The organism is Pseudoalteromonas sp. BDTF-M6 (assembly GCF_018334135.1).
Classification (GTDB): Bacteria; Pseudomonadota; Gammaproteobacteria; order Enterobacterales; family Alteromonadaceae; genus Pseudoalteromonas.
On record NZ_JAGXTQ010000007.1, the window covers coordinates 103,996 to 128,137 of the forward strand.

The 24,142-nt window shown below is 50.5% G+C and carries 25 protein-coding genes and 4 tRNA genes; 21 read left to right on the forward strand and 8 right to left on the reverse strand.

Going from position 1 to position 24,142, the window contains the following annotated elements:
• Position 1: 1 nt before the first annotated feature.
• Complete coding sequence (gene trmB / locus KD147_RS15085; RefSeq protein ID WP_105254882.1) at positions 2–727, reverse strand: tRNA (guanosine(46)-N7)-methyltransferase TrmB; 726 nt, start codon at positions 725–727, stop codon at positions 2–4.
• A 150-nt stretch (positions 728–877) separates the two neighbouring features.
• Between trmB and mutY the strand changes: the two genes are divergently transcribed.
• The 6 genes from mutY to KD147_RS15115 all read left to right on the forward strand — a co-directional run bounded on the left by mutY (position 878) and on the right by KD147_RS15115 (position 3,016).
• A complete protein-coding gene (gene mutY, locus KD147_RS15090) occupies positions 878–1,945 on the forward strand; it encodes an A/G-specific adenine glycosylase (protein WP_212548413.1) in 1,068 nt (355 codons plus the stop codon).
• A gap of 41 nt (positions 1,946–1,986) precedes the next feature.
• Entirely contained in the window at positions 1,987–2,259 is a 273-nt protein-coding gene (locus tag KD147_RS15095) for an oxidative damage protection protein (protein WP_105190593.1), read from the forward strand.
• 117 nt (positions 2,260–2,376) lie between these two features.
• Positions 2,377–2,452, forward strand: a tRNA-Phe gene (locus tag KD147_RS15100).
• Between the two features lie 45 nt (positions 2,453–2,497).
• A tRNA-Thr gene (locus KD147_RS15105) sits at positions 2,498–2,573 on the forward strand.
• Positions 2,574–2,706: 133 nt separating this feature from the next.
• A tRNA-Phe gene (locus tag KD147_RS15110) sits at positions 2,707–2,782 on the forward strand.
• 158 nt (positions 2,783–2,940) lie between these two features.
• Positions 2,941–3,016: transfer RNA gene (locus KD147_RS15115), tRNA-Phe, on the forward strand.
• 356 nt (positions 3,017–3,372) lie between these two features.
• On the opposite strand, the gene KD147_RS15120 is transcribed toward KD147_RS15115, so the two are convergent.
• From KD147_RS15120 to KD147_RS15135, 4 genes are all read right to left on the reverse strand, one after another.
• Positions 3,373–4,725: a M28 family metallopeptidase gene (locus tag KD147_RS15120; protein WP_212548379.1), complete on the reverse strand. Its 1,353-nt coding sequence runs from the start codon at positions 4,723–4,725 to the stop codon at positions 3,373–3,375.
• A 216-nt stretch (positions 4,726–4,941) separates the two neighbouring features.
• Positions 4,942–5,628, reverse strand: a complete 687-nt coding sequence (locus tag KD147_RS15125) for an LrgB family protein (RefSeq protein ID WP_105254884.1) — start codon at positions 5,626–5,628, stop codon at positions 4,942–4,944.
• Positions 5,625–6,014 (reverse strand): CidA/LrgA family protein, encoded by a 390-nt coding sequence (locus KD147_RS15130; RefSeq protein ID WP_212548381.1) that lies wholly within the window; start codon positions 6,012–6,014, stop codon positions 5,625–5,627. The genes KD147_RS15125 and KD147_RS15130 overlap by 4 nt, the downstream gene beginning before the upstream one ends.
• A complete protein-coding gene (locus tag KD147_RS15135; RefSeq protein WP_105254886.1) occupies positions 5,986–6,777 on the reverse strand; it encodes a crotonase/enoyl-CoA hydratase family protein in 792 nt (263 codons plus the stop codon). Before KD147_RS15135 ends, KD147_RS15130 begins: the two co-directional genes overlap by 29 nt.
• A gap of 260 nt (positions 6,778–7,037) precedes the next feature.
• Between KD147_RS15135 and KD147_RS15140 the strand changes: the two genes are divergently transcribed.
• The 5 genes from KD147_RS15140 (at position 7,038) to KD147_RS15160 (ending at position 13,084) form a co-directional block, all read left to right on the forward strand.
• Positions 7,038–8,225: an efflux RND transporter periplasmic adaptor subunit gene (locus KD147_RS15140; RefSeq protein ID WP_212548382.1), complete on the forward strand. Its 1,188-nt coding sequence runs from the start codon at positions 7,038–7,040 to the stop codon at positions 8,223–8,225.
• Between the two features lie 11 nt (positions 8,226–8,236).
• On the forward strand, positions 8,237–11,365 hold the full coding sequence (locus KD147_RS15145) for an efflux RND transporter permease subunit (RefSeq protein ID WP_212548383.1): 3,129 nt from the start codon (positions 8,237–8,239) through the stop codon (positions 11,363–11,365).
• Between the two features lie 111 nt (positions 11,366–11,476).
• Complete coding sequence (locus tag KD147_RS15150) at positions 11,477–11,791, forward strand: HI1450 family dsDNA-mimic protein (protein ID WP_105255189.1); 315 nt, start codon at positions 11,477–11,479, stop codon at positions 11,789–11,791.
• 9 nt (positions 11,792–11,800) lie between these two features.
• The gene (locus KD147_RS15155) at positions 11,801–12,628 is read left to right on the forward strand and encodes a DUF481 domain-containing protein (RefSeq protein ID WP_212548384.1); all 828 of its coding nucleotides are present in this window, start codon (positions 11,801–11,803) and stop codon (positions 12,626–12,628) included.
• A gap of 15 nt (positions 12,629–12,643) precedes the next feature.
• Positions 12,644–13,084 (forward strand): hypothetical protein, encoded by a 441-nt coding sequence (locus tag KD147_RS15160; protein ID WP_212548385.1) that lies wholly within the window; start codon positions 12,644–12,646, stop codon positions 13,082–13,084.
• Between the two features lie 55 nt (positions 13,085–13,139).
• Here the strand turns inward: KD147_RS15160 and KD147_RS15165 are convergent, their stop codons facing one another.
• Together KD147_RS15165 and ygfZ are read right to left on the reverse strand one after the other, a co-directional pair.
• Positions 13,140–13,625 carry an FKBP-type peptidyl-prolyl cis-trans isomerase gene (locus tag KD147_RS15165; protein WP_212548386.1) on the reverse strand — a complete coding sequence of 162 codons (486 nt, stop codon included), beginning with the start codon at positions 13,623–13,625 and terminating at the stop codon, positions 13,140–13,142.
• 13 nt (positions 13,626–13,638) lie between these two features.
• Positions 13,639–14,544 carry a CAF17-like 4Fe-4S cluster assembly/insertion protein YgfZ gene (gene ygfZ, locus KD147_RS15170; protein WP_212548387.1) on the reverse strand — a complete coding sequence of 302 codons (906 nt, stop codon included), beginning with the start codon at positions 14,542–14,544 and terminating at the stop codon, positions 13,639–13,641.
• Between the two features lie 144 nt (positions 14,545–14,688).
• Between ygfZ and KD147_RS15175 the strand changes: the two genes are divergently transcribed.
• A complete protein-coding gene (locus tag KD147_RS15175) occupies positions 14,689–14,940 on the forward strand; it encodes an FAD assembly factor SdhE (protein ID WP_105190582.1) in 252 nt (83 codons plus the stop codon).
• Positions 14,921–15,349: a hypothetical protein gene (locus tag KD147_RS15180; RefSeq protein ID WP_212548388.1), complete on the forward strand. Its 429-nt coding sequence runs from the start codon at positions 14,921–14,923 to the stop codon at positions 15,347–15,349. The genes KD147_RS15175 and KD147_RS15180 overlap by 20 nt, the downstream gene beginning before the upstream one ends.
• Here KD147_RS15180 and nadB read toward each other — a convergent pair.
• A complete protein-coding gene (gene nadB / locus KD147_RS15185; RefSeq protein ID WP_212548389.1) occupies positions 15,333–16,940 on the reverse strand; it encodes an L-aspartate oxidase in 1,608 nt (535 codons plus the stop codon). The genes KD147_RS15180 and nadB overlap by 17 nt on opposite strands.
• Before the next feature lie 209 nt (positions 16,941–17,149).
• Here nadB and rpoE point away from each other — a divergent pair, with 209 nt between their 5' ends.
• The 8 genes from rpoE to era all read left to right on the forward strand — a co-directional run bounded on the left by rpoE (position 17,150) and on the right by era (position 24,140).
• Positions 17,150–17,731 carry an RNA polymerase sigma factor RpoE gene (rpoE, locus tag KD147_RS15190; RefSeq protein WP_105254894.1) on the forward strand — a complete coding sequence of 194 codons (582 nt, stop codon included), beginning with the start codon at positions 17,150–17,152 and terminating at the stop codon, positions 17,729–17,731.
• Positions 17,732–17,733: 2 nt separating this feature from the next.
• Positions 17,734–18,339 (forward strand): sigma-E factor negative regulatory protein, encoded by a 606-nt coding sequence (locus KD147_RS15195; protein ID WP_212548390.1) that lies wholly within the window; start codon positions 17,734–17,736, stop codon positions 18,337–18,339.
• Positions 18,340–18,346: 7 nt separating this feature from the next.
• Positions 18,347–19,288, forward strand: a complete 942-nt coding sequence (locus KD147_RS15200) for a MucB/RseB C-terminal domain-containing protein (RefSeq protein WP_105254896.1) — start codon at positions 18,347–18,349, stop codon at positions 19,286–19,288.
• A gap of 8 nt (positions 19,289–19,296) precedes the next feature.
• Positions 19,297–19,746, forward strand: a complete 450-nt coding sequence (locus tag KD147_RS15205; protein WP_212548391.1) for a SoxR reducing system RseC family protein — start codon at positions 19,297–19,299, stop codon at positions 19,744–19,746.
• Between the two features lie 68 nt (positions 19,747–19,814).
• Positions 19,815–21,602: a translation elongation factor 4 gene (gene lepA, locus KD147_RS15210; protein WP_212548392.1), complete on the forward strand. Its 1,788-nt coding sequence runs from the start codon at positions 19,815–19,817 to the stop codon at positions 21,600–21,602.
• A gap of 21 nt (positions 21,603–21,623) precedes the next feature.
• Positions 21,624–22,559, forward strand: coding sequence for a signal peptidase I (gene lepB, locus KD147_RS15215; RefSeq protein WP_212548393.1), 936 nt, complete (start codon positions 21,624–21,626; stop codon positions 22,557–22,559).
• A gap of 2 nt (positions 22,560–22,561) precedes the next feature.
• On the forward strand, positions 22,562–23,239 hold the full coding sequence (rnc, locus tag KD147_RS15220) for a ribonuclease III (protein WP_212548394.1): 678 nt from the start codon (positions 22,562–22,564) through the stop codon (positions 23,237–23,239).
• Positions 23,229–24,140: a GTPase Era gene (era, locus tag KD147_RS15225; RefSeq protein WP_212548395.1), complete on the forward strand. Its 912-nt coding sequence runs from the start codon at positions 23,229–23,231 to the stop codon at positions 24,138–24,140. Before rnc ends, era begins: the two co-directional genes overlap by 11 nt.
• Positions 24,141–24,142: the final 2 nt, after the last annotated feature.

Below are 24,142 nucleotides of genomic sequence, written 5' to 3' on the forward strand. Positions count from 1 at the left end.
CTTATTTCACGCGCTCGAACATAAGGTCCCATACGCCGTGACCCAGACGGTGACCGCGCTGCTCAAACTTGGTAAGCGGACGAGAATCGGGACGTGGCACATAGTCATTGGTTGGCGACTGATTAGCATAGTTCTCGCTTGCCTGCATAACTTCAAGCATATGCTCGGCATAGTTTTCCCAGTCGGTGGCCATATGGAAAACACCGCCGATTTTTAATTTACTGCGCAGGCTCTCGACAAACTCCGGCTGAACAATGCGGCGCTTGTGATGGCGCTTTTTATGCCATGGATCGGGGAAGAATAGCTGTACCTTGGCCAGTGAGCCGTCGGCAATACAGTCTGCCAATACTTCAACGGCATCGTGTTCAAATACGCGTAGATTAGTCACACCCTCGGCATCGGCATCCATTAAGCAGGCACCCACACCCGGGCGGTGTACTTCAATGCCAATAAAGTTACTGTTTGGGTCGTTCTTGGCCATTTCGACCAGTGACTTACCCATGCCAAAACCGATTTCCAGCACCACATCGTTGTCGTTGCCAAATACCTTGGTGAAATCAAGCAGACCGTCTTTATGTTCCAGGCCCATGCTTGGCCAACACTTTTCTAATGACGCTGCCTGACCTTTGGTTAAGCGGCCTTCACGTTTTACAAAGCTACGCACCTTGCGAATATATTTGCCTTCGCGCTCGGCTTGCGCAAGAGCCTGTTGTGTTGATTCACTCATGATAGTGGCTGTCCTAATGAAAATGGGTGCGTATTATCCCCACTTGCGTGCTTAAGTACAAGTCGGTGGCTATTGATATTTATCGACACAATTATAGACTGGGCGCAATTTAAAAAAGCAAAGAGTAATGTAGTGGAATTATCTCAAGAAATGCGAACCTGGTTCGCCGAGCAAATTGTCGATTGGTACGACTTATATGGGCGTAAAACCTTACCTTGGCAATTAGCAAAAACGCCTTACAAGGTTTGGGTTTCGGAGATTATGCTACAACAAACCCAGGTAGCGACGGTGATCCCCTACTTTAATCGTTTTATGGCGCGCTTCGCCACCATAGAAGACTTGGCCGAGGCCGATGAGGATGAGGTACTGCATTATTGGACCGGTCTGGGCTATTACGCGCGGGCAAGAAACCTACATAAAACCGCAAAGCTTATATGCGCCGAGCATCAGGGTGAGTTTCCACAAACCTTGGAGCAGGTAATGGCGCTACCGGGTATTGGCCGTTCCACCGCCGGAGCCATTTTAAGCTTATCGCGCGGGGAGCATCATCCCATTTTGGACGGCAACGTTAAACGTGTGCTGGCCCGTTGTTTTATGGTTGAAGGCTGGTATGGGGTTAAAAAGGTTGAAAATCAGCTATGGCAGCTTAGTGAACAGCTTACCCCTAAAAACGGCGTGACCCAGTTTAATCAGGCCATGATGGACTTGGGGTCAAGTCTATGTTCACGCAGCAAGTTTGATTGTGACCCCTGTCCGTTAAACAGCCGCTGTTTGGCTTTTAAACACAATAAGGTGGGTGAATTTCCACATTCTAAGCCAAAAAAACAGGTGCCGAAAAAAAGCTGCACCATGTTGATCCCCGTTATTGACGGACACACCTATATGGAGAAGAGACCCAGTAGCGGGATCTGGGGTGGCTTGCATTGTTTTTTAGAGTTTGCCGACCAGGAGCAGGCGCAACAGCATGTGGCCCAGCAGGGGTGGCAGGGTAAGGTACATGAGCTTGAGCCGTTTACCCATATTTTCTCCCATTTCCAGCTTAGTATTAGCCCCATGATAGTGCTACTGGATAAGGCTCCGGCAGGCTTGGCAGAAGGTGGATTACTGGAGTATGACCTAATTAACGAGCCTCCGGTTGGTCTCGCAGCCCCGACGAAGAAGTTATTGAAACAACTAAAGCGTCACTTGGCAGATGCGAGCACTTCTGCATTAGGGTAAACTAGGTTCAATATAAACAGCTGCGTAGGTAGAGGATAAATATGGCACGCACAGTATTTTGCCAAAAATTGCAAAAAGAAGCCCCGGGGCTAGATTATCAGCTATACCCAGGTGAAGTGGGTGAGAAAATCTTTAATAACATTTCAAAAGAAGCCTGGTCACAGTGGCAACAAAAGCAGACCATGCTGATTAACGAGAAGCATCTTAATATGATGGATCCTGAACATCGTACTTTCCTAGAAGAGCAGATGGTTGGCTTCCTTTTCGAAGGTAAAGAAGTCGAAATTGAAGGCTACAGACCACCTGAAAAATAAGCGATTTGCTGGGATTTTCGGCAATAAATCCCAGTTTGCATGATTTGTGTGCAAACGAATTGTTTATTTTAAAAAATGGTTGACTTGGTACCCTAAAAACCGTTTAATACGCCGCACGCCCAGATAGCTCAGTCGGTAGAGCAGGGGATTGAAAATCCCCGTGTCGGTGGTTCGATTCCGCCTCTGGGCACCATTTTTGGTGTTCTTGATTAAATCGGGAATACGCACACTTTTGTGTGCCTGCTTAGCTCAGTTGGTAGAGCAACTGACTTGTAATCAGTAGGTCGCCAGTTCGACTCCGGCAGCAGGCACCATTTATATTTGCCCAGATAGCTCAGTTGGGCGAAACGAAACCGAAGCATGGCTTCGCAGTTCGTTGAGGTGGAGTCAGGATGACGACAGGACCTCGTTTCAAGGATGAATTTAGAGCACAAGAAACAAATTCTTGCCCAGATAGCTCAGTCGGTAGAGCAGGGGATTGAAAATCCCCGTGTCGGTGGTTCGATTCCGCCTCTGGGCACCATTATTAAATGTGGTGCTGAACAGCACCATTTTTATTGCCCAGATAGCTCAGTTGGGCGAGACGAAACCGAAGCACAGCTTCGAAGTTCGTTGAGGTGGAGTCAGGATGACGACAGGACCTCGCTTCATGGATGAATTAGAAGCAGAGCAAAGTATTTTGCCCAGATAGCTCAGTCGGTAGAGCAGGGGATTGAAAATCCCCGTGTCGGTGGTTCGATTCCGCCTCTGGGCACCACTAATAAACAAACCCTGATCAGCAATGGTCGGGGTTTTTTATTGCCTGAAATTTAGTGGCTTAGGCGCAATCTCACGCTCTTTATTGTCGGTGGTTCGATGGTGAACTACCTCCCTGTAGTTCACCGCTTATCCAAGGATAAGCGGCCAGCCGTCGCTGTCTAAATTGTTCCCGACAATTTTATCCGCCTCTGGGCACCACTAATAAACAAACCCTGATCAGCAATGGTCGGGGTTTTTATTGCCTGAAATTTAGTGGCTCAGGCGCAATCTCACGCTTTTCATTACCTGAAATAATTTTATGGATATAAAAAAGGCGACCCAGAGGCCGCCTTATAACTAATTCACTACTTAAGATCAGTAAATTTTACCTTCGGCATTATCTTTCAACGGGGCGACTCGTGAAGGTGTGGCTTTCGCACTCACCAGTGGCTCGCTCGCCATTGCCAATAGAGTTACCGACTTATAAATAGACTCAAAGTCCAGGTTTGCCAGTTCGTCTTTCGGGGTATGGTAGTGGTCGTTATTAGCCATATCTGTTGAACTAAAGCTATGTGCGGGTACGCCCATCCCGGCTAAAGAGGCATTGTCAGAGCGGTAAAATAAATTCAGCTTAGGGTAGGGGTTGGCCTGAATATGATTCTCCAGCGGCAGACTCTGGTTAAGCACCGCCTGTAAATCAGACTTATCGGCTCCCGTCATCCACAGGTTACCGCTGCCAAATGGAGAGGGTTTGCCGATCATTTCGATGTTGATCATGGCGGCGATGGCATCCGGGTTTTGCGTGGTGGCAAAGTGCTTAGAGCCGATCAAACCCATCTCTTCAGCGGTGAAGGCAGCAAACATCAGGGTGCGTTCGTTATCGCCATGACGGGCATAATGCTGAGCCAGGTTTAACATGGCACCGGTTCCCGAGGCATTATCATTGGCACCGTTATAAATGCTGTCCTGCTCCTCACCTTCTTCTTGCTGATGACCATGTTGATCTTTTTTGCTTTCACCCAGGTGATCATAGTGGGCACTAAAGAGCACCACGTCGGCATCTTCTTTCTTGCCGGGAAGAATGCCGATAACATTGGTGAGCTGCTGCGTTTTAACCTCATTGACGACTTTAACGTCCAGGTCTTTTACTTCGCCTTCGTAACCCAGCACCAAGACCATAGCACCTTGATCTTTAAGCTCCAGCTTAGTCAGGCCATTATTAAAATAGTTTTGATAACGAGTGAAAAGCTCTTCGTGGGCCTTATCAACAAGAACCAGGTGATTGCCACCCTGTTGGTTTAATTTGCGTAGCTGTTCGCGAAGATCGGCATCGGCGGAGATCTGGGTAATAACCAGCTCATCTGCCTGTTGCCACGCGAAGCCATCAGATTGGGAAACAACGGCTAGGCTTTCAGTTGTAACCGCTTGGTTATTCAAACTGACTGACACCGACTTGGGCGTCACCGAGTGCAAATCAAATTGCTGCTTAAAGCCTTCTGCACCGGGCATAGGTTGCAGGCCTATGCTGGTAAAGCGCTGGGCTATGTAATCGGCGGCAACGTCTATTTCCGCAGAGAAGGTTTTGCGGCCTTTGAGATCGTCACTGGCAAGATAGCTAATGTCTTGTTCTAGCTGTGCGCGTTCGAAATACAGAGCATTATCGGTTGAGCTACAGGCGCTAAGGGTTGCCGCGGCTATTAAGCTAAGTAGCGGGAGCTTAGTTTTCATTTTTGATTCCCATAAAATTACGTAAAAAATAACAAGCACAGCACGCAGAGGCACTCCTTGCTCGGGTTTTAGTGTAATAAAAAAGCAGCAATGAAAGAAGCTCTGCGGTCGATATCGCCAGCAGACACAGTAAAGCATATTTGCCACAGGTGTAAGTAAGCACTTACCTTGCTAGTGAGAAAGCAAGGTAAGCAGGAGAGCTAAGGGGGCTGTAGCTTATCCCAGCCAGTGCACTAGCCAAGGGTAGTAAAGCGGAACCAGCAGTGGTGTGAGTATGGCGCTTAATGCCATGGCCGCCGAGGCGTAGGCGGCGCTTAATTCGTTATCGGCGATGGCGGTAGCTGTGCCTATGGCATGACAGGCGCCGCCTAAGGCCAGGCCTTGGGCACTGCGATCTTTAATGCCAAACAGGCGTAACAGGCTAAAACCGACAATGGCACCGACCACACCAATAAGGATCACCATAGAGGCGGCAATGCTACCAATACCGCCCAGTTGTTCGGTTACCAACAGGGTGATGGGAGTGGTAACTGAGAGACTGGCTAAAGATGCCTTTAGCTGCTGTGGGACATCGAGCACGGTGGCAATAACATAGGCACTGCTGGTGGCCATAATAACTCCCACGGCTACGGCGATAAGGATCAGCAGCAGTTGCTTTTTAAGCTGATGTATTTGTTTATACAAGGGCACCGCCAGTGCTACTACGGCCAGCTCCAAGAGGTAATTAAAGGGAGACGTGGCACGGCTGTAGCTGGGCAGATCAAGATCAAACAGCACCAGGCATAAAACGGACGCAATTATGGTCCACAATACCGGGTTTAACAGCGGTGAGTTCACTTTAGCGTGGAGCTGACGCAAACACAGAAAAGCGATAATGGTCAAAGGTAGCGCCAACCACATCATGACGTGCCCCTTAGCCATTGCATTAAAAAGCCTATGCTGATTAAGCCCAATGCCGGCACCAAAAACAAACAAAGCAAGAGTACCAACCAGTGCTCGGCGATAAGCGGGCTATGTTCTACCACCTTGGCGGCGGCGGGGACGAAAAAAAGCGGCATAAAATTGAGCAAGGGTTGTGTGCCAGGCTGCAACCAATGCAATTTTAATAGCCCAAGCTGCAGGGCTAAAAACAGCGCTAACATGGCACTGAGCGGCGCTGGAAAGGAAAAAGCAAAGTAGTCGCTTATTAAGTGTGCTGTAACAAGAAAACTACTTAAGATGGCCCAGCTTACCAGGAGGCGCAGGGCCAACTTAGCATGTTTACCAAGAGCGGCGATGTTGATAGTCATATTGTTTATCACTGCTGGCATTTTTAATGGCGATGCGGGTATTTTTGCACATAAGTAGGCGGATCTGCGACCAGGTTTCTTTCGCTAATTGGCGACGATGACCTTGGCGATAGGCGCTGGTGGTCAGGCGCTTAATGGCGGCCATGGCATCGGGAGAGCGTTCACTAATATCGGCAATCAGTTGCTGCGCCGCTGCCATAGGGTTTTCTTCTATGGCTGAGATAAGCCCAAGTTCCAGTGCTTCACTGGCTTCAATAGGCTGAGCCGTCAGTGCCAGACGTTGATAGTCGTCGGCTTTAAGCAGGCTGGGAATAATCAGGCTGGCGCCCATGTCCGGACATAAGCCCCAGCGCGCCTCCATAATGGCAAAACTGGCGTCTTTGGTGGCTAGGCGAAAGTCGGCGCCCAGAGCTATTTGCATGCCGCCGCCCCAACAGCGCCCTTGCGTCAGGGCTATTACAGGCACATTTAATTCTTGCCAGCCTAAGGTCACGCGCTGTGCCAGGTTCTGATTGCCCGGCAGCCATTTAAACAGTAACGACAGTACCTGACGTGGCTTGGCCATCACGCCTTTAACATCCAGGCCGCTGCAAAAATCCTGGCCTTGGGCATCAAGGATCACAGCGCGTATATCCCGGCGTTTTTTAATCGTCTTGATGACCTTATCAAGCTGCTTAAACATTTCATAATTCAGGGCATTACGCTTTTGCGGACGCGATAGGGTGACATGGGCTATGTGTTCTTTAAAGCTGAGCGTTATCATTATTATCTCCTCTGACCACTAGCAATGTAACGCAAAGGGCTAGCCCTGTCATTTTGTTATGTAACTCCATTGATAGTATGTAATTTGTTCAACAATAAGTTTGTTTACATGGTATTTATATAATCTAAGGATAAATACAGTAAGTCACAAATTAGTCTATATTTTCAAAGAACTGAGAAGCGCTATTGAGGTCGACTTGATGTAATCTCCGCGGGGATTAATTGCGCGCTTATCATTATTAGCTATCAAGGAGAGGGAGTATGCTCGGCGTACCTTCGAATAAAAGTTCATTTACAAAGAAGATCTTAGCCGTGGCGCTTACGGGCGCTACGTTAACAATGGTTCAAGGGTGCTCAGAAAAACCCGTCGCCAATCAGAACGCCCCTGCTCCTGCAGTATCGGTCTATGATGTTCAAGTAGAAGAAATTGGTCAATACCGTGAATTTGTGGCTCGCACCGAGGCATTTCAGGAAGCCAATATTCAGGCTCGGGTGTCTGGGGAGCTGATTGAACGCACCTTTATTGAGGGCTCTCAAGTTGAAAAAGGGCAGTTGCTGCTAAAGATCGACCCTTCCGAATACCGCGCCAGCGTCAGCGAACTTGAGGCCACCTTGCGCAGCAATAAGGCCATTGCCGACAGGGCAGAGCGCGACCTAAAGCGCGGTCGTGAAATTGCCGCTGACGGCTTTATCTCCGCTGCTGACTTAGACAAGCTAGAAACCAACTATAATCAGGCTCTAGCGGCGGTTAAAGCCAGTGAAGCCGGATTGGAAAAGGCCAGGTTAAACCTTGGCTATACCGAAATTCATGCTCCTTTTAGCGGCATGATCGGGAAGGTGAATTACGATGTTGGTAATATTGTTGGCCCTAACTCCGGCTCGTTGGCCGAGTTGACCGATATCGATCCTATCTACGTCAACTTCCAGGTTGAAGAAGCGGATTACATTACCTATCAACAACAGCAACAGCAAAAGAACGCCGACCCCAATAAGGTGCAATTAGACTTGGCTCTGCGCTTACCAAACAACACGGATTTTGCTCAAAACGGTGAGCTCGACTTTGCCGACACCAAAATTGATCGCAGCACGGGCACGGTGGAACTGCGTGCCAAGTTTGATAACCCGGACGGCATAGTGATGCCAGGGTTGTTTGTGACCCTGATTGTCGAAAGTAAAGAGAAGCAAAAGCAGGCCTTGGTACCGCAAGCTGCGGTGCAGGTAAATCAGCAGGGTAATTTTGTGCTGGTGGTAAAAGACGACAACACGGTGGCGCAGCGCTTGGTGAAATTAGGCCGTCGCATCGATGCCATGTGGGTTGTTGACTCGGGGCTTGAGCAAGGAGAGCGAGTGATAGTCGAAGGCTTACAAAAAGTGCGTTCAGGTATTACCGTGCAGCCGGTAGAAAAGCAGATCGATAAAAAAACCGGCACCCTTAGCGACAAACAATAAGAGAGTCTCCAATGATCAGTAAGACGTTTATTTATAGACCGAAATTGGCCTTGGTGATCTCCATTGTGATCACCCTCGCGGGGCTAATTGCGATGACTCAGTTGCCGGTTAACATGTACCCGCAAATTACTCCGCCTCAGGTTCAGGTTACCGCCATTTATCCGGGGGCCAGTGCTCAAACCATAGAAGAAACCGTTATTCGCCCCATTGAAGAAAAAATCAATGGCGTCGAAGGTATGATGTATATCGAGTCCACCTCCAGTAACAATGGCTCGGCCACCATTACAGTGTACTTCAACGTGGGCACGGATACCGACATGGCCCAGGTGAATGTACAAAACCGGGTTTCGTTAGCCGAGCCCTTCTTGCCGCAGGAAGTGCGTCGCCAGGGCGTATCGGTGAAAAAAATGTCGAGCAACATGTTGATGGGTGTGAGTTTATACTCAGAAAACCCGGATATGGACTCGAGTTTTTTAAGTAATTATGCCACCAACTATTTGACCGAGCCTCTGAGCCGTATTCCCGGCGTAGCCTCGGCCGATGTAATGGGGGATATGACTTACTCCATGCGTATCTGGTTAAAGCCGGATAAAATGGCCTCGTTAGGGGTGACCGTAGTGGAGGTGCAAAACGCCCTTCAGGAACAAAACACCCTGGTTGCCGCCGGTAAGTTAGGCGCCTCGCCGTCACTGCCTAATCAACAGTTTGAATATGCCATTCAAGCACAGGGGCGATTCGTCACGCCGAAGGAGTTCGGCGAAACCATTATTCGCTCCAACCTGGATGGTGATTTTGTCCGTTTAAATGATATCGCCCGCATAGAGCGCGGTGCACAAAGCTATGCCGGCAGCGCCAAGCTGAACCAAAAAGACACCGGCTTTATCGTTATTTATCAGCTGAATGAAGCCAATGCGACGGAAGTGGCAGAAAAGGTGAAGGCGCTGATGAAGGACCTGTCAAAGCAGTTTCCAGAGGGGCTCGAATATAAGATTCCCTATGACACCACCAAGTTTATCAACCGCTCCATTGAAGAAGTAAAGATCACCCTGTATCAAGCGGTGGGTCTGGTAATCTTAGTGGTTTTCTTGTTCTTGCAGAACTGGCGAGCAACCCTGGTTCCGACCGTGGCCATTCCGGTGTCATTGATCGGCACCTTTGCCGCCATGCTGGCCATGGGCTTTTCCATCAACCTGATCACCCTGTTTGGCCTGGTGCTGGCCATAGGTATCGTGGTGGATGACGCCATTATCGTGATCGAAAACGTTGAACGTATATTGCGCGAAGAGAAGCTGCCGATTAAGGACGCCGTTTATAAGGCTATGTCTCAGGTGGGCGGGCCAATTATCGCCACCACCTTGGTGCTGCTGGCGGTATTTGTGCCCGTTGGCTTTATGCCGGGGATCACCGGTGAGTTGTACAAGCAGTTTTCGGTAACCATCTCCTTTGCGGTTTTGATTTCATCGGTAAACGCGCTGACCCTGAGCCCAGCCCTGTGTACCTTGTTGCTCAGCGCCGAGAAGATGAAACCGATAAAATGGCTACGCCCGTTTGAAAATGTGATCACCAGCTCCACCAAGGGCTACACGGGTATCGTCGGCTTCCTACTTAAGCGTGCCGGTCGTATCGGCATTATCGTTGTAGTGCTGTTTGTGGCCACCGGCTGGTTGGCTAAAAATGTACCCACGGGTTTTGTGCCACCGGAAGACCAAGGTTTCGTGTTTGTCGATATTCAGCTACCGGATGCGGCGGCCTTAGGGCGTACCGACGCTGTGGTGCAAAAAATAGGTGACATCATAGCGCAAGATCCGGCAACCGAAGACTTTGTTGGCGTATCGGGCTTCTCATTGCTGGGTGGTGCTGGCTCCAATAACGCCTTGGGCATTGTGGTGCTCAAAGACTGGGAAGAGCGCACCACGCCAGAATTATCAATCAACCAAGTTATTAGCCGTTTGCAGGGGCAATTGTGGGCGCTGCCCGATGCTCAGGCCATGGTCTTTAACGTGCCACCTATCCCGGGTCTGGGTGCCAGCTCCGGTTTTGAATATCGCCTGCTTGACTCCGAAGGGCGCGACCCCGCAGAGCTGGCCGGGGTGATGAATGGCTTGATTTACGAGGCTAATTCACGGCCCGAGCTGCAAAGCGTATTCAGTACCTTCCGCGCCAATTCGCCGCAATACTTTCTGGAGGTTGACCGCAACAAGGCCAAGGCTCAAGGGATCACGCTCGGCAATATTTTCCTCACCTTGCAGGCTCAGTTGGGTTCCTTGTACATCAATGACTTTAACCAGTTTGGCCGTACCTATCAGGTGAATATTCAGGCCGAGGCGGAATACCGTGCCAAGCCCGAGGACTTGCAGTACTACTATGTACGCAATAATCAGGGGGACATGGTGCCGCTGACCACGGTGGCCACCTTGCGCCCCATTCTTGGGCCGACCAGCATGAATCACTTTAACCTCTATCGCAGTGTCAGTGTGACCGGTAATGCCGCTCCGGGCTATTCTACCGGCGACGCCATCAATGTGATGAAGGAGCTCTCTGCGGAGTTACCGGATGGGTACGTGTTTGACTGGGCGGGGCAAACTCGACAGGAGATCATGGCCGGGGATGTGGCCGGTGTCTTATTTGGTTTGGCCGTCCTGTTTGTGTTCTTGTTCCTGGTGGCTCAGTATGAAAGTTGGACCATCCCCTTTTCGGTTATTGCTGCCGTGCCACTGGCGATATTCGGTTCCATGAGTACGCTCTTTATGCTCGACATGACCAATAATATTTATGCCCAGGTTGGTTTTGTCTTGTTGATCGGTATGTCGACCAAAACCGCGATCCTTATCGTTGAGTTTGCCATGGAGCAAAGGGCCGCAGGAAAGAGCATTTTCGACGCGGCCAAAATTGCCGCCGAACAGCGTTTTCGTGCCGTCTTGATGACCGCCTTGTCGTTTGTGCTTGGGGTGCTGCCTCTGGTGCTGGCCACCGGTGCCGGTGCCGCCAGTCGGGTGTCCCTGGGTGTCACCGTAATGTCGGGCATGATAGCCGCCACCGTGCTCGGTACCTTGCTGGTACCCCTGTTCTACACCTATGTGCAACACATGCGTGAGGGGGTGAAACGTAAGCTCGGGGTAGACCCGAATCCCCAAGAATAAAAAATAATAAAAAGCCGGGAATTTCCCGGCTTTTTATTGGTCGTATGGTTATGCACATTGCCCATTACTTTTGTTATTATCGGCTCAAACAAGAGTAACAAAGAAGCCAGCATGTCCGGACCCAGATTATTCAGCGCCGAAGAGATCACTCACCACGCGTATGAAGTGTTTTTAGAGCTCGCCCCAGAGCATTTGAGCGAACAGGATATTGATGACTTTAATGCTCATAGAGAAGAGCTTGGTTTTATTGAAGAAAGTGAACCGAGCGAAGACTGGCAGAGCATAGTGGCGATGGAAATTGAGCCCGAATTCTACAGCGAAGTGACCATAGGTCTGGAGCTGGAAAATGAAGATATCGTTTTTGCCCGGGTGCTGATCAGTCGAGATCAGGATGCCCCTTTTTGTCACGTTATTTGGAAAGAGTAAGTAGTTAGTATGCGGTTTTTGGTAGCCCTCCTTGGTTGTTTTAGTTTGAGTTGTTGGGCGGTGGATCCGTTTGAAGACTTTCACGAATACGGACAATTAACGGATGCCGAAATCCATGAAATACATCAGGGCGAAATCTTCTATGGCGATGCCGAGTTTGGCTTTATCGTCACCAGGGGTAACACCGACTCGACCAGTTTTAAGCTGCGCGCCAACGTCTATCAGGACTTCACCCACTGGCGGAATCAGTTTAAATTTGACTCCCTCTATCGTCGCGATGTCGACAGCGAAACCGGTGAAGAAACCATCTCCGCCCAGCGCTTTTTTATCTCAGGACAGTCCAACTACAAGGTGGGCAATGAAAATGCCTCCTTGTTCTTGTACGGTGATTATGAAGACGATGAATTCTCCGGCCTGGATTATAAGGCCACGGTGGCAACGGGATATGGCAATCGTCTGTATCGTGGGGTGAAAAATACCGTGGACTTCGATATTGGTCCCGGGCTCTATGTATCCAAAGCGGATATTGAAGAGCTTGAAGGCGAGGAGGACGTTGAGCAAAACGATGGCGATGTCACCGGTTATTTGTTGCGCCTTGCCCTGCAATGGGAGCGTAAGGTGTCTAAGCGCACGCGCTTTAACCAGTTTATCAGTGCCGAACAATCCCTGTCCGGGCTAAATTCGCGGTTAAAGTCGGAAACCTCCCTGATTAGCCAAATCATGGGCCAGCTTTCGCTAAAGTTTGCCTACCTGTATCGCTATAACTCCAAACCGGAGATGCAAAAGCGCACCTACGACTCGGAATTGAGCGCCACCTTTGTCTACAGTTTTAACTAAAAGAGTTTAATTTCTATGTATCAGCATAAACAATATGCCTGGGCTATTTTGGCCATTATCCTGTGGATCGGCACCTTCGTCGGTATGGCATTTTACCTGATGGGCAGCGATGGCCCTATGCTCTTGTTTGCGGCAATATTGGCGCTTAGTGCCTTTTTGTTTCATGGCCTGACGGTGCGTGTCGATGAGCAGGGAGTGCAGTGGTATTTTGGTCCGGGAATCGGCAAAAAGCGCTTGGCGTTCAGTGAAATCAAATCCGTAGCCGTGGTTAGCAACTCGTTTCGCCATGGTATCGGCATTCGTATTACCCATGATGGCTGGGTCTACAGTGCCAATGGTTTTGCCGCGGTAGCCATTGAATTACAGGATGGCACCTTCTTTCGGGTTGGCAGCAACGACGCAGAGCGCTTGGCCGAGGTGATTAACTCACATTTGCCAGGGCAGCAGCCAGGTTAATAAGTACAAACAAAAAAGGACGCATCGGCGTCCTTTTTTAGCTTAAATCGTTAGATTAGTGATCGTGGCCACAGCCACCTTCACCATGCACGTGGCCATGGGCCAGCTCTTCGGCCGTAGCATCACGAACATCAACTACTTCAACGTCAAACTTCAAGGCCACGCCGGCTAGCGGGTGGTTGCCGTCAACAATGACGTCTTCGCCCTGGATATCGACGATGATCACCGTTTGCTCGCCGTCATCCGTGGTGGCACGAAACTGCATGCCAACCTCGATATCCATGCCTTCGAACATGGCTTTTGGCACCGCTTGCATTAGTTGCTCATGGCGCTCACCGTAGCCGTCTTGTGGCTCAACTTCGACGCTAAAGGTATCGCCGGCCTGTTTACCCTGAAGGGCTTGTTCAAGACCAGGGATCAAAAAGCCAGTACCCACGATAAATACCAATGGCTCGCCATCGAAGGTGTTGTCTATGGTGTTGTCCGCTTTGTCGACCACACTGTAGTGCATCGTCACGACTTTATTGTCAGCTATATTCATAATGTATCCCAGATTAATCTTCTGTCAGTGAGTAAGGCAAAGGTGCAATGGTGAACAGCACCTGTGGAGCGTGTTTTGCGCGAAGCTGAACATCTTGCTCAGTATCATTTGGCAACACGGCGAGGCCAAAAAGTTCGCCATTGGCGCTGGCTTGGGCGATTAAGTTACCGGCACGGCGCCAGTTATCGCCAACCCGACGCTCTAAGTCGAAAGGGTTTTGCTCTTCATCGAGCTCGGGAGCTAAGATACCTTCATGCTCAGCCCGCAGCACAAACATGGCGCGCTTGTTCTTACCAAGGTACTTCATGCGCGCCACTGTTTCCTGGCCGGTGTAGCAGCCCTTATTAAAACTGATACCACCGAGGGCCTGCAGGTTTAGCATTTGCGGCACATAGGCATCGATAGCCGCGGTATTCAGGCTTGGCTCGCCGGCTTTTATTTGCGCACAGGCAAAATCCTGCGTGTTGTGTGGCGCGGGCAGGGCACTGCTATCGCCGATAAACAGGGCGCGTTGGTCGTCCAAGAGCAGCACTAGATTGTCTTGCCATTGCAGGGTATTGCCGCTGATGTCGATATTTAAGTGGCTAACAAGCTTTGCTTTAGGCGCTATCACTCCTAAGACTTGGATATCAAGCTGTTCGATATCGACCTTGCTAAAGACCGCGTATTTTTTTAATTCGGCCAGGGCAACCTGGGCCTCGGCGTTTGAGCAAATAAGCGCATAGCCGTTTTGATACTGGCTAAGGCGGAAGCAGGCCCACAGCTTGCCTTTGGCATTGCACTGACCGGCCCAGCGCCAGGTGTTGGCGTCAATGTCGTTAACGTCTTGCGTCAGCTGGCCTTGCAGGTAAGATTTGGCATCGTCACCATGAACATAAATGACGGTGTAATCGGTGGTGTAAACCGACAAAGTGGACATGCATGACTCCTTATGTGCACGAGCAATTACTGTGCTTAGTGTAACGTAAGCACTTCTGTGATGACAGCGCCTTAGCGTAAAATAGCTGTGTGCCGGGGGAGATTTTGTTACACTGCTGGGCAGCAGACTATTGAGAGGAAAACCATGGCGAATTTAGATAGTAAGGCACGTTTACGTTGGGCATGTCGTCGCGGCATGTTGGAGCTGGATGTATTGTTTATGCCATTTGTCGAGCAGGGCTATGACGCCCTAAATGACGACGACAAGGCGGTGTTTCAACGTTTGCTGGAGGCGGATGATCCAGATCTGTTCGCTTGGTTTATGGGCCATGAGCAATGTAAGGACCCGGAGCTGGCGCGCATGGTTAAGATCATCCTTGACCGCGTTCGTGTATAGCGGCGCCTTCTCAAACAATATCCCACAACACCGCCCGGTTATGGCGGTGTTTGTTTTTGTCTATGCGCTATTGCTCTTGGCGCACCCGCAATGGCTTTGGGCGCTTTGTAGCGCCCTGACTCTGGCCTTGGGCTATGGCCATTTCTGGCTTCGCTTTAGTCGCTGTTGGCCCCAGCGGGGCACTTTGGTTATACAGGGGCAACGCGCCGAAGTGCATCAAGCGGATGTCAGCGTCCGCGGTCGCTTGTTAAGACAATCTCGGGTTTTCCCCGGTTTAATTCATGTGCAGCTGCAAGATGATATGAACGCCAGGCGTCATCACTTCTTTATCGCCGCCAGGGCGATGACGCCCGAACACTTTCGTGCGTGTGCTCGGGCGGTGCAATTGGCGCTTAGTCAGCAGGAGTGAGCTCGGTAATTCGGGCTTCGGGCAGGTGATCCGGATAATCCAGGGTGTAATGTAGGCCGCGGCTTTCCTTTCGCGCCAGGGCACTGCGAATGATTAGCTCGGCCACCTGCACCAAGTTACGCAGTTCCAGCAGGTTATTGCTGATGCGGAAGTTGGCATAATACTCATGAATTTCCTGTTGCAGCAATTCCACTCGGCGCAGAGCCCGCTCCAAACGTTTGGTGGAGCGCACTATGCCGACATAATCCCACATAAAGAGACGCAACTCATGCCAGTTGTGGGTGATCACGACTTCCTCGTCCGAGTCGGTGACGCGGCTATCGTCCCACTCCGGCAAGGCGGCGGCCTGATGCGGTAAATCCAGCTTGGCCACTATGTCCTTGGCCGCGGCGTGGGCAAAAACGATACACTCCAGCAGGGAATTACTGGCCATGCGATTGGCACCGTGTAGACCCGTGTAGGCCACTTCGCCGATGGCGTAGAGGTTATCCAGATCGGTTTTGCCATTAAAGTCGGTCATCACCCCGCCGCAGGTGTAATGGGCCGCCGGCACCACGGGAATGGGCTCCTTGGTAATATCGATACCCACACTTAAACACTTGGCATAAATGGTGGGGAAGTGCTCGATAATAAATTCTTTATCCCGATGGGAAATGTCCAGATAGACGCAATTGGCACCCAGACGTTTCATTTCAAAGTCGATGGCCCGGGCCACCACGTCACGCGGCGCCAGCTCCGCGCGTTCATCAAACTCCGGCATAAAGCGAGTGCCGTCCGGGCGCAGTAAATAGGCGCCCTCACCACGCATCGCTTCGGTGATCAAAAAGTTCTGCAACTTGGGATGATACAGGCTGGTGGGATGGAACTGGTTAAACTCCATATTGGCAACGCGACAACCGGCGCGCCACGCCATGGCAATGCCATCGCCACTGGCCACATCCGGGTTGGAGGTATACAAATAGACCTTGCTGGCGCCGCCGGTAGCCAACGCCACAAAACGAGCGCTGATGATTTCCACCCGCTCCTTGGCGCGGTTGAATACGTATAGGCCATGACAATGCCTGCCCTTGTTGCCGAGTTTGGCATCGGTGATCAGGTCGATGGCGTTGTAGTTTTCCAGCAAGGTAATATTGGGATGGGCCAACACCCGCTCAATCAAAGTGGTTTGCACCGCGCGGCCGGTGGCATCGGCGGCATGCAAAATGCGGCGATGGCTGTGGCCGCCTTCACGGGTAAGGTGATAGCGCTCATGACCCTTGTCATCGGTTTCCATATCGAAGGGCACACCCTGGTCAATCAACCAGCGCATGCAGGTTTTGGCATTGGAGGCGGTGTAGTGTACCGCTTCACGGGAGCACAGGCCGTCGCCGGCGGTGAGGGTGTCTTCAACATGGGATTCGATGCTGTCGTTTTTCTTATCGAATACCGCGGCAATACCGCCTTGGGCGTACAGGGTAGAGCCCTCGTTTAGGGCGCCCTTACTGATTACGGTTACTTGGCAATGGTTGGCGAGGGAGAGCGCCAAAGACAGACCAGCGGCACCGCTGCCGATGATAGCAACGTCGCTGTGATGTTGTTTATTCGGGTTCATGTTATAGTGTTGAGCCGAGGTTTATATTACCTATTATGTTGCCTCTATATGTATCATATTTGCCGCCTGGGCACGACTGAAGTTAACTAAGAACAGAAAAAAAATGCAGTATTTGCGAACTTTTTCATTTCGACCCAGTCAGACTGAGTGTATTTGGTAGCTTGGATACAATACGAAAAGCAAAATAACGCAGAGGAGTACCGGCTCGAATGAGCGAGCAGGATTTGGATTTAGCGCTGGTAAGAAAGGTTCAACAGGGAGATAAAAATGCTTATAACCTGTTGGTCGCCAAATATCAGAACAAAGTAGCAGGATTGATATCGCGTTATGTTGCCAATCAAGGTGACATTGCAGATGTAGCTCAAGAGGCCTTTATTAAGGCGTATAGGGCGCTGCCTAATTTTAGGGGCGACAGTGCGTTCTATACATGGCTGTATCGTATTGCCGTTAACTGTGCAAAGAATTACCTAGTTGCACAAGGGCGTAGGCCGCCGGCTAATGATGTCGATGCTGAGGATGCTGAGTTTTATGAAGGTGCAGATTCACTGCGTAGTAATGCCAGCCCAGAAAATTTGCTGTTAAGTGACGAGGTCAGAGACGTCATTTTTGCCACCATTGATAAGCTACCTGAAGATTTGAAAACAGCCATCACTTTACGAGAACTTGAAGGGATGAGCTATGAGGAAATCGCCGCGGTGATGGACTGCCCAGTTGGCACGGTGCGTTCACGTATATTCCGTGCCCGTGAAGCGATAGACAATAAGTTAACTCCGTTAATAGGTGAGTCGTAATTATGACTAAAGCAAAGTGTAGTGAGCAGGACAAAGCCTTTATTTCTGCCTTGGTGGATAATGAAGCCAGTGTCGATACGCTTGACGTTGCTGATGTAGATACAGATACATTGGCTCGTTACAGCCTGATTGGCAATGTGATGCGCTCCGAAACAGCACCTAGCATTCAGTTAGATATAGCCGCGCAGGTAGCCCAACAACTTGAACAAGAACCGGTTCATGCGCAGTTTGATCAGCAGTCCATATCTCGCGATGAGGTGCCACAGCAGGATAACGTCATCCGCGGTACCTGGTGGCGAGGCATTACGCAAACGGCCATTGCCGCAAGTGTGGCAGTGGTTGCGGTACTGGGTGTGCAACAATATGGTGCTACGGGCAATGGTGCCGATGAACTACCGCCTTTGCAGTCAAACCCATTTATTGGCGCTGCCTCTCCGGTGAGTTATTCTTCGGAGCCGGCTTTGGAAAGCGCCGAGCGTGGTTTACGCGAATTGCAACAGCAGCGCATTGGTGCTCTGGTGTTGGAGCATCAGCGTCAAACTCGTGAAGCCGCGCACCTAGCGAACACGGTAAACAATAAAGATGAGCAAGATCAACAGGAACAATAATAGTTAAATGAAGTACCTTTATGTTGTGCTATTGAGCCTGTGGCTGTTACCGGCGCAGGCGATGTCGGAAATGACCGCCAAGCAGTGGCTGGACAATATGGCCACTGCGGTCAAGCAGCGCAACTTCGTCGCCTCATTTGTGGTGGTGAAAGACCGCGCCATGGAACCCTACCGTTGGAGTCACGGTATTCATGAGGGTCAGGAGCTGGAATTACTGTCCCTGCTCAATGGCGCCGGCCTGGAAATGGTGCGCGTTGACGATCGCGTTACCTATTACGAGCCCCAAGCTCAGCCTTACTCGGTTAAAACCTCGGCGATCAGCGGACCTATTCCGGAAGTGCTGTTTGGCGATGTGGAACAATTGGCACAAAACTATAACTTTGTGCTTGGCAACAAGGGCCGCATAGCCGGTCGTCCGGCGCAACTGCTGCGCATCGAAGCCAAAGACCAGGACAAATACAGCTACTGGGTCTGGCTTGATACCGAAACCTCCTTACTGCTCAAATCCGCCTATGTAAATAATCAGGGCGAATTCTTAGAGCAATTGCAGCTCAGTCATATCAATGTTTCGGAAACCCCAGCGCCGGAGTTACTTGAGATCAGCCGTCGTGAATTCCCGGCGCCTTTACCTCGTGATGAGGAGCCGAGCAACCAGGGCAGCTGGCAAATCGGCTGGTTACCTCAGGGCTTTGAACTGCTTAAGTCCGACCGTCATAAACTCAATTTAAATAACGAGCTGGCAGATTATTATTTGTATTCCGATGGCCTGGTTGAGGTCTCGGTGTTTGTGCAGCGTCCCCTGGCCGGTCAGCGTCCGAGCGGTTCTTTGACCTCGGGAGCCACCACCATTTATATCCATAATGCCGGCGCCTTTGATGTCTCGGTGATCGGTAATATCCCCGTCGCTACGGCAAAAAATATTGCCGAGTCGGTACAGCGACCCCTGTAGTTAAGCCCATGATTGAACAAGTTCTTACCGTGGTCGCCGTCAAGGGCGACACCGCGTTTTTACAAGCCGAGCCGAAGCCGGCTTGTGCCGGTTGTAATGGCAAGTGCGGCTCGCAAGTGTTCGCCAAGCTGTTCGGCACAGACAAAAAGCGTTTTCCCTATCAGTTTTGTGAGCCCGTCAGCGTCGGCCAAAAGGTGAAACTGGCCCTCGACGACTCGCACATAGTGATGAGTTCCTTTGTTGTTTATATCTGGCCGCTGTTATTCGCCTTGGTGACGGCGGTGCTGGCACAGACCGTTTTAGGTGTAGGGGAAGGGCTGCAGATAGGCGTCGCGTTTGCCGCTGGGGTTTTAGGTTTTGTTTTTGCAAAACATAGGCTTAAGCGCGTTGTGCATGATGTTAAAGTGTTAAAAATTTACCCTCTGAGCTTACCAGTTTCGCAAAGAGATGGTGATTAGCGTCAATAACAGGTAAAATTGGGCCTTTGTTTACCCGAGCTCAGTTTTAAGAAGTCAGAATCCAATTTATGAAGCATATCCGTAACTTTTCGATTATCGCCCATATTGACCATGGTAAATCGACCCTGTCCGATCGTTTGATCCAAGTGTGTGGCGGGTTGACCGACCGCGAAATGCAGCAGCAAGTATTGGACTCAATGGAGCTTGAGCGTGAACGCGGTATCACCATCAAGGCGCAGAGTGTAACCCTAAACTACACCGCCAAAGACGGTGAAACCTACCAGTTAAACTTTATCGACACCCCCGGACACGTTGACTTCTCATACGAAGTATCGCGTTCATTGGCAGCCTGTGAAGGGGCGCTCTTGGTTGTTGATGCCGGTCAGGGCGTAGAAGCACAAACCCTGGCTAACTGTTATACCGCCATCGAAATGGACCTGGAAGTGGTGCCAATCTTAAACAAGATTGACCTGCCGCAGGCCGATCCGCTGCGCGTGGCCGAAGAAATTGAAGACATTGTTGGCATCGATGCCACCGACGCGGTGCAGTGTAGCGCCAAAACCGGTGTGGGTATCGACGAGGTATTAGAGCGCATCGTCCGTGATATTCCGCCACCGCAAGGCGACACCGATGGCCCGCTTAAGGCATTGATCATCGACTCCTGGTTCGACCCGTATCAGGGCGTTGTATCCCTTGTGCGCATTATGCAGGGCGAGCTTAAATCAGGCGACAAGATCAAGATCATGTCGAACGAGCAGGTTCATATTGCCGATAAAGTAGGTATCTTTACTCCGAAGCAGACCAACACGGGTGCGCTGAAAACGGGCGAAGTAGGCTTTATTATCGCCGGTATTAAAGAGATCCACGGTGCGCCTGTGGGTGACACCATTACTCTGGCACGTAATTCTGCACAAGAGCGTCTACCGGGCTTCCAGCGCGTTAAGCCGCAGGTTTATGCCGGTATGTTCCCGATTTCATCGGACGAGTACGAATCATTCCGTGATGCTCTTGATAAGCTGAGCCTGAACGATGCGTCATTGTTCTTCGAGCCGGAAAACTCAACGGCCCTGGGCTTTGGTTTCCGCTGTGGCTTCTTAGGTATGCTGCACATGGAGATCATCCAGGAGCGTCTGGAGCGTGAATACGACATCGATCTTATCACCACGGCACCGACCGTAGTGTATGAGGTGGAAACCAAAGATGGCACGATTCAAATCGATAACCCGTCAGAGTTGCCGCCGGTAAACGACATTCTTGAAATCCGCGAGCCTATCGTAGAAGCTAACATCCTGGTACCACAAGAGTACCTGGGTAACGTAATCACGCTTTGTATCGAAAAGCGTGGTGTACAAACCAAGATGACTTACCACGGCAACCAGGTAGCGGTGACTTACGAGTTGCCAATGGGTGAAGTGGTGATGGACTTCTTCGATAAGCTGAAGTCAACCAGCCGTGGTTTTGCATCACTGGATTACAACTTTAAAGAATTCCGCACTGCCGACATGGTGCGCGTGGATATCCTGATCAATGGCGACCGCGTCGATGCCCTGGCCATTATTTGTCACCGCGACAATGCGCAAGGCCGAGGCCGTGAATTGGCGGAAGCCCTGCGTGAGCTTATTCCACGCCAGATGTTCGATATCGCCATTCAGGCGGCTATCGGCAACCATGTTATCGCCCGTTCAACGGTTAAACAGCTTCGTAAAAACGTAATCGCCAAGTGTTATGGTGGTGACGTGAGCCGTAAGAAAAAGCTGCTGCAAAAGCAGAAAGAAGGTAAGAAGCGTATGAAGCAACTGGGTAACGTTGAAGTTCCTCAAGATGCCTTCTTGGCAATTTTGAAAGTAGGCAAATAAGAACAATAAAGGACACCATTGATGGCTGGATACTTTTCCATATTTTTAGTGCTACTAACTCTGGGCTCGGGCCTGATTTGGTTAGTTGATCACCTGGTTTATGCGCCCAAACGCAAGGAGCGCATAGCCCTTGCCGAGGGAGCAACGGGTCAGCCACTGGACGAGGAAGTGAAAGAGAAAATCGCCCCGGTGCCGGTTATCACCGAGCATGCCAAGTCGATTTTCCCCATGATAGCCATCATTACCGTGTTTCGTTCATTTTTGTTTGAACCGTTTCAGATCCCATCGGGCTCCATGATGCCAACCTTGTTGGTGGGCGATTTTATCCTGGTACAAAAATACTCTTATGGTATTAAGGACCCGGTATGGCGCTCTGAGCTGGTGGCTACGGGCAAACCGGAGCGTGGCGACATCGCCGTATTTAAGTTCCCGCCAAAGCCGGAGCTGGATTTTATTAAACGTGTTATCGGTCTACCCGGTGACACCATTGTTTATCGCAATAAGCAGCTGTACATCAAGCCGAACTGTGAGCCGGGTCAGAGTGAGCAGGGTAGTTTGCTATGTGGCGAATACAACAAAATTGCACTAGACATAATTAACAGAGACCAGTTTATGCAATCGGGCCAACAACTTGTGCGTCTTGAAGAAGACCTCGATGGCCTGAAGCACGATATTTTAATAAACCCAAGACTGCCCGAGTTTAAGAGTAAGTACTATCAACAACAAGGCACCAAGATTGACGAATGGATTGTCCCAGAAGGTCATTATTTTATGATGGGCGACAACCGCGACAATAGTGAAGATGGCCGTGCTTGGGGATTCGTTCCAGAGCCTAACCTGGTAGGTAAAGCGGTATTTATTTGGATGAGTTTTGAATTTGAAAACACACCCGCCGACTTCTTACCAAGTTGGGTTCCAACCGGTGTTCGCTTTGAACGCCTAGGTAATATTCAGTAACAATGAAGAAAAACGTAACAGAACTGTACAACAAGATAGGATATAGCTTTACTGACCAGGGCTTGCTTGAGCAAGCCCTGACTCATCGTAGCCATAAGGGCCAGCACAACGAGCGCCTGGAGTTTCTTGGTGACTCGATTTTAAGCTTTGTCATCGCCAACGCCTTGTATCATAAGTTTCCCAAGGCCCGTGAAGGCGATTTGAGCCGCATGCGCTCAACCCTAGTGCGCGGTCAGACCCTGGCCGAGTTTGGCGTTGAGTTTAACCTGGGCGAGTACCTGCGCCTGGGTCCGGGTGAACTTAAAAGCGGCGGTTATCGCCGTGAGTCGACCCTGGCCGATGCGGTGGAAGCCATTATTGGCGCCGTATTCCTGGACTCGGATATCGATACCTGCAGCCAACTGGTACTGCAGTGGTATGCCTCGCGCCTGGACTCTATCTCCCCGGGGATGAATCAAAAAGACCCTAAAACTCTGCTACAAGAGTTTTTACAGGCCCGTAAATTACCTTTACCGGGTTATACGGTGATCGACACCAAGGGTCAGGCGCACAACCAGACGTTCACGGTTGAATGTATCGTGGAAGGGATGGAAAGTATTATCTCTGTGGGCAGTTCGCGTCGTAAGGCCGAGCAAAAAGCCGCAGAAAAAGCCTTAAAGATGTTAAAGAATGACAGCTGATACGCACACTTCGCCACATTGTGGCATGGTGGCCATTGTAGGTCGCCCTAACGTAGGTAAATCGACCCTGCTTAATAAAATTATCGAGCAAAAGGTCAGCATTACCTCGCGTAAGCCGCAAACCACGCGCCACCGCATCATGGGTATTCATACCGAAGACAATTACCAAACCGTGTATGTGGACACCCCAGGCCTGCATGTGGAAGAAAAGCGTGCCATTAACCGTTTAATGAACCGTGCCGCCTCAAGCTCCATCGGCGATGTTGAGCTGATCATCTTTGTGGTTGAAGGGACGCACTGGACTAACGACGACGAAATGGTGTTGAACAAGGTCTGTGCCGGTAAAACGCCTGTGCTCTTGGTGATGAATAAAACCGACCAGGTGAAAGACAAGGATCTGATCCCCAAGCATATGCTTTGGCTCAGTGAAAAAGGCAACTTTGTCGGCATTATTCCGGTTTCTGCAAAGAACAATCGCAATCTGGACTTAGTCAAACAAGAGGTGCGCAAGTGCTTGCCCGAGGGCGACTTCTACTTCCCAGAAGACTATGTTACCGATCGCTCTATGCGCTTTATGGCCGCGGAGATCGTGCGTGAAAAGCTCATGCGCTTTATGGGTGACGAGTTGCCTTATTCTGTGACCGTGGAAATCGAACAGTTTAAATGGCAAGACAACGGCGTATGGCAGATTAACGCCCTGATCCTGGTTGAGCGTGAAACGCAAAAGCGCATGGTCATAGGTAACAAGGGTGAAAAGCTGAAAACCATTGGCCGTGAAGCCCGTCGCGATCTCGAAGACATGCTCGATAACAAGGTGTTCCTTGAGCTGTGGGTCAAGGTTAAATCGGGTTGGGCGGACGACGAACGTGCCCTGCGTAGCCTAGGTTACGGCGAAGACTAAGC